The organism is Bradyrhizobium tropiciagri, assembly GCF_018130545.1.
In the GTDB taxonomy this organism is placed as follows: Bacteria; Pseudomonadota; Alphaproteobacteria; order Rhizobiales; family Xanthobacteraceae; genus Bradyrhizobium; species Bradyrhizobium tropiciagri_A.
In genome coordinates this window covers 80258-84366 of sequence record NZ_JAFCKF010000005.1, presented here as the reverse complement: position 1 = coordinate 84366, position 4109 = coordinate 80258, and the positions used below count along the sequence as shown (strand labels likewise).

Genomic DNA, 4109 nt, shown 5'->3' with positions numbered 1-4109 from the left:
TGGAATGCTCCATTTGGAAATGAACCTGACGGCGCAGACAAATCATTCATGCAACGACAGCCCCCGGACGAATTCGCGCCCGGGGTGAGGCAGATCAGGGAGTGACCGAGTCCAGGAATGCGCCTTTGATTCTGAGGCGATCCAATTTGGCGGGTGAACGACGCGGGAATGAAAACCCAACAATCGAAAGGCTGATAAAAAGATTCATCGCAGCGCCCTCTTACGAACAACGAGCGGCCGGCTTTAAATTTACTAAAAGTAACGAAACATAGTCTGGGTCCAGCAACAAAACGATGACACCAGCAATAAAACTATGACACGCCCTCCTTGCGTCGACAAGCTCCGTCGCGTGGCAATCGCGCTGATCGAATTTGTTTGCCGCAACGAGAGGCAGATCACATTCGAGCTCGCCGGATCGAAGTAGACGCAGGCGCAATCGCTTGCCGCGACCACAGCTTTTGTCGTGTCGAAAGTGACTGATCGCTCGTTTGATTTGCTCGAAGTCCCTGATCGATCGCGGCTGGCGGAAAACAACCGTATTGAGCGCACGACATGAGACCGGCCGCTGCCGCGAGCAAACCTGGACGGGTTGCTGCGTGACGTGTTGTTCTCGTTCATATGGCTAACGAAAGCGGGCAAACTCCAGAAGAACTCTATGAAAATCGACGGCCACCTTCCCTTTCCAGCCGCTCTTAACGGTCTGGTTGCAGGTTCGAGTCCTGCCAGGCCCACCAATGAGATCAATGTCTTACTAGATTCTCGTTGCCCGCAGAACGACGACCGCACCAGATACGTCCACTTTTCGTTCGCGCGCAAGTTCGCGAAAGCGTCAGGCAAACCAAGTGAGGGTGAAGGGGATAAGCGCCGACGCCAACCGCCCAACCGCCCACTGACGACAATCGCAATGGAAGCGTGATCTTTCTCCGGGCACTTGAGTGGATTATCCGGCACGAACTCGGGCACCTAGTGCGGAAGCATCTGGATGAGAATGCTGCGCTCCGAGGGCGTTCGCATTTGCTGCGATTTCAGTCGCTGATCTCGACGATGAAGAGCCAAGGCTCCAATCAGCCTCAAGGGCATTTCAGCTCCGTTGCCGACCCGCGGCCTTGCGTCTCAGCGCGGATCGACGTCATGGCGCGAAATGCGCCGCTGGGAGTATGACTCCCAACGGCGTTCTCCGAGGGCAGCAAGCACCGAGGCCGTATTTGGGCACGGAACTCACGGATGCAGCGTCACTGGCTTAGGCGGGCGGAAGGTAACCGCCCGGCTTTAGGTCCTTCACCATCGCAAGATTTCTGTCGATAGCCGCCAGCAGCTTGTCGAACGCATTTCCAGGAACACTGACCGGGCTCGACGGCTTCCCCCCCGAAACTGCTCCCAGCTCGTCGGTTGACAGTTCACGAATGCTCGTCATCTCCATCTGCTTTCCTCCTGTTGCCGGCGGCTGCATCGCCACCTGGTGCACGATGGATACGAGCTCCGAGCGACGGGTGCTGTGACGCACGTCACACACGTAAAAATCGACGCGGCTGGCGCTCGATTTGAGCGGCACGGCTAACGAACGATGATCGAGCCTTGCTTGCCACAACTCAAGCAGGCGAGCGGCGGCTCGAGATCGGACAGACGCATCTCGTCGGGCCATCTCGCCGCGTCCAGATCGACGTTGTGAGGGCACTGATAGGTTTTTGCAGAAAACAGCGATGTGGGTTGCGCGCTGTATCGGCGAGGAACGGAGATTTCACGGCCAGTCGCCGCTCTCGCCTGCGCGGGGTTATCGAGACGTTTTGACCGCTGACTTATCGTTGTCCGGTAACCGGAGGCTGAAGCACTGCCGCACCAGACTTGCATCAGAAGCGACCTCGCCGATGTGTAGCTAACACGACCAAGCGCAAACTGACGGCGTCAAAAGGAAGGACCTGCCCTATCGGTCCAATCAAAGCGCCCTTGAGTGCACCAGACCTCGCCTTCCGATGCCACTTCTAAGCCAGCCTGCGGCAACGAAGAACGGTGACCTTAGTCACGGTGACAAAGGATCTCAGCTGCCATGCTCGCAACTCGATGAACGCGGTGTTCATCACAGCAAGGGAGAACGAATATGATCGACGAGTTGAATGACGCCGAGCTCGATCTCGCGAGCGGCAGCCTGCAGGACGGCTACCAGTTCTGCCCGAATGGACCAGCTGGAACCGGTGTGTATCCGTCATATGTAAATTGCGATGGGTTGACAAATCGACAGGTTTACGGCGCCTTCTTCGACGGCTTCAACAAGACATCGGGCCAGCCGCCTGTTTGAATGATGCACCCGCCTTTGCCGGCGCCTTGGCGTGCGCTGCCGAGAATCGGCCTAATGAACTCGCAGGTCTCCGTGCACGACCTAGCATTTTTGTCGTCGCCAGCAGCCTCGGATCGGTGAACTCCAACCGGCAGCCTCGACGCAGTAGAGAATCCCGCCGGCCAAAACCCGCGGGCTTCTCCACTACCATGGCCTCGGCAAGAGGCGTCCGCTACGTCGCAAGACACCATTTTGACGCCTTGTTTCGCTGCCGGGGAGCAGCCCCGCTCGAAACGTCGGGTTCGATAGTCCGCAAAGAACCGCCACTCGTACGAGATCCGTCACCACCAAATCTGGTCGGCGAACCTACCAAATCCTCTAGTCGTCAAGACAGCTTCGTAAAGTCGGGGGCCTGCGTTCGACAAAGGCCTCGAAGGCCTCGCGTGCTTCAGGCGTCCCAAACCACTCGTGGAAGAGCCGCTCTTCCTCCACCGCCCGATCCATGATCCGCTCCTGGTCGTGCATCAAACGCTTAGCGACGCTGAACGCGCCGGCCGGCCGCTTCGCCAGTACCACTGCGGCATCCATCGCCCGCTTCCACAATTCGGCTTGCGGCACCACCGCAATTGTTAGTCCGCTGGCGATGGCAGCGGCAGAATCAATGCAACGATGTCAGGACTCTTGGGTCAGTTTTTTGAACGGCTCTCAGGACTGTAACCTATTGCTCTGCCTGATGCGCCAGTAGCTCGGCAATCCGATCATCCGCGCGACGAAGCCTCCGACAAAGTTCGCGGCTGATATTCTGCATCACGAGGACATAGGCGTGGATGTCTGCCTTGCAATACATATAAAGGTTTCGAGCCGTTAGCTCGTACAGGACAGTTGCGCTTTGCGCCGCGACGGAAGCCGAACGATTTTGCATTTCGATGAGCGTCATCTCGCCAAAAAAATCACCAGGCCCAAGACTTGCCATCCGAATTGGGCGTCCCAAATGCCCAAGCCTGCTCACGACGAGCTCGCCGGAGTGAACGATAAACATTGAGCGCCCCGGCTCTCCTTCCGCTACGATCGTGGCGCCGACGTCGAAGCCGCGCTCGACGAGCATTGAAATCAACAGATCGAGGCTTGTATCTGACAGCCCTCCGAAGAAAGGCGTGGCGAGCAGGAAAGCTTTCAATTCGGGAGAGCTGACAGCCATCGCGCTACTATACTGTCACTCGCGGCGGCAGCAAGCCCGGCGACCCCAGTGAGTACAGCGTCCGCTCGTTCACATGAACCGGCGCCCCTCGTCTAGCCCGCGTGATTACACCGAGGAGCTTCGTTGCGCCGGTTCATGCGCAACTTCAGAGCCGGCATTGTACAGAGTGCCGGCTCTGATGCGCACCTGCCGGTTGATCACGCCGGAAACGGTCCGAACGGACCACCCGCAGGAAAGGTGGGTCCGGTGCTCGTCGGGAGCCATGGACCACGCCCGATCGTCGGAGAAACATAAATGACCCCACCATGACCGTCGGAAACCGGGATTCCGAAGCAGCCGCCGGTCACGGATTCAAATTCCTCGTCCGACAGCGGACGGACCGTCTGATGCTCATTCTGGTATGCACTCATCAAAGTCTCCATCTGTCTAAGGTGAACGGATGATCGTGTCATCCGGGTGCAGCTTGCCGCGTCAACGCGCAGTGCGCTGTGATCTTGATCACGCAGATCATACAGGCGATGCAAACTCACGCTTTTCACGGGATCGCCGATGTTCCTTTGGATTGAGGCACAGCGATAACGTCGCAGATCGACATGCCCCACTGCCACTAAAAGTAATGCGAGGTTCTCGTTTCCGAGA

The 4109-nt window shown here is 57.8% G+C and carries 4 protein-coding genes; 1 reads left to right on the top strand and 3 read right to left on the bottom strand.

Annotation, left to right across the window (positions count from 1 at the left end; genetic code table 11):
• Window positions 1-1240: 1240 nt before the first annotated feature.
• Window positions 1241-1642, bottom strand: coding sequence for a hypothetical protein (locus JQ616_RS22240; RefSeq protein ID WP_212018052.1), 402 nt, complete (start codon window positions 1640-1642; stop codon window positions 1241-1243).
• Window positions 1643-2095: 453 nt separating this feature from the next.
• Between JQ616_RS22240 and JQ616_RS22235 the strand changes: the two genes are divergently transcribed.
• Window positions 2096-2293: a hypothetical protein gene (locus tag JQ616_RS22235; protein ID WP_212018050.1), complete on the top strand. Its 198-nt coding sequence runs from the start codon at window positions 2096-2098 to the stop codon at window positions 2291-2293.
• A gap of 357 nt (window positions 2294-2650) precedes the next feature.
• Here JQ616_RS22235 and JQ616_RS22230 read toward each other — a convergent pair whose 3' ends face one another.
• Together JQ616_RS22230 and JQ616_RS22225 are read right to left on the bottom strand one after the other, a co-directional pair.
• The gene (locus tag JQ616_RS22230; RefSeq protein ID WP_349630045.1) at window positions 2651-2935 is read right to left on the bottom strand and encodes an enoyl-CoA hydratase-related protein; all 285 of its coding nucleotides are present in this window, start codon (window positions 2933-2935) and stop codon (window positions 2651-2653) included.
• 55 nt (window positions 2936-2990) lie between these two features.
• Window positions 2991-3470: a Crp/Fnr family transcriptional regulator gene (locus tag JQ616_RS22225; RefSeq protein ID WP_212018043.1), complete on the bottom strand. Its 480-nt coding sequence runs from the start codon at window positions 3468-3470 to the stop codon at window positions 2991-2993.
• Window positions 3471-4109: the final 639 nt, after the last annotated feature.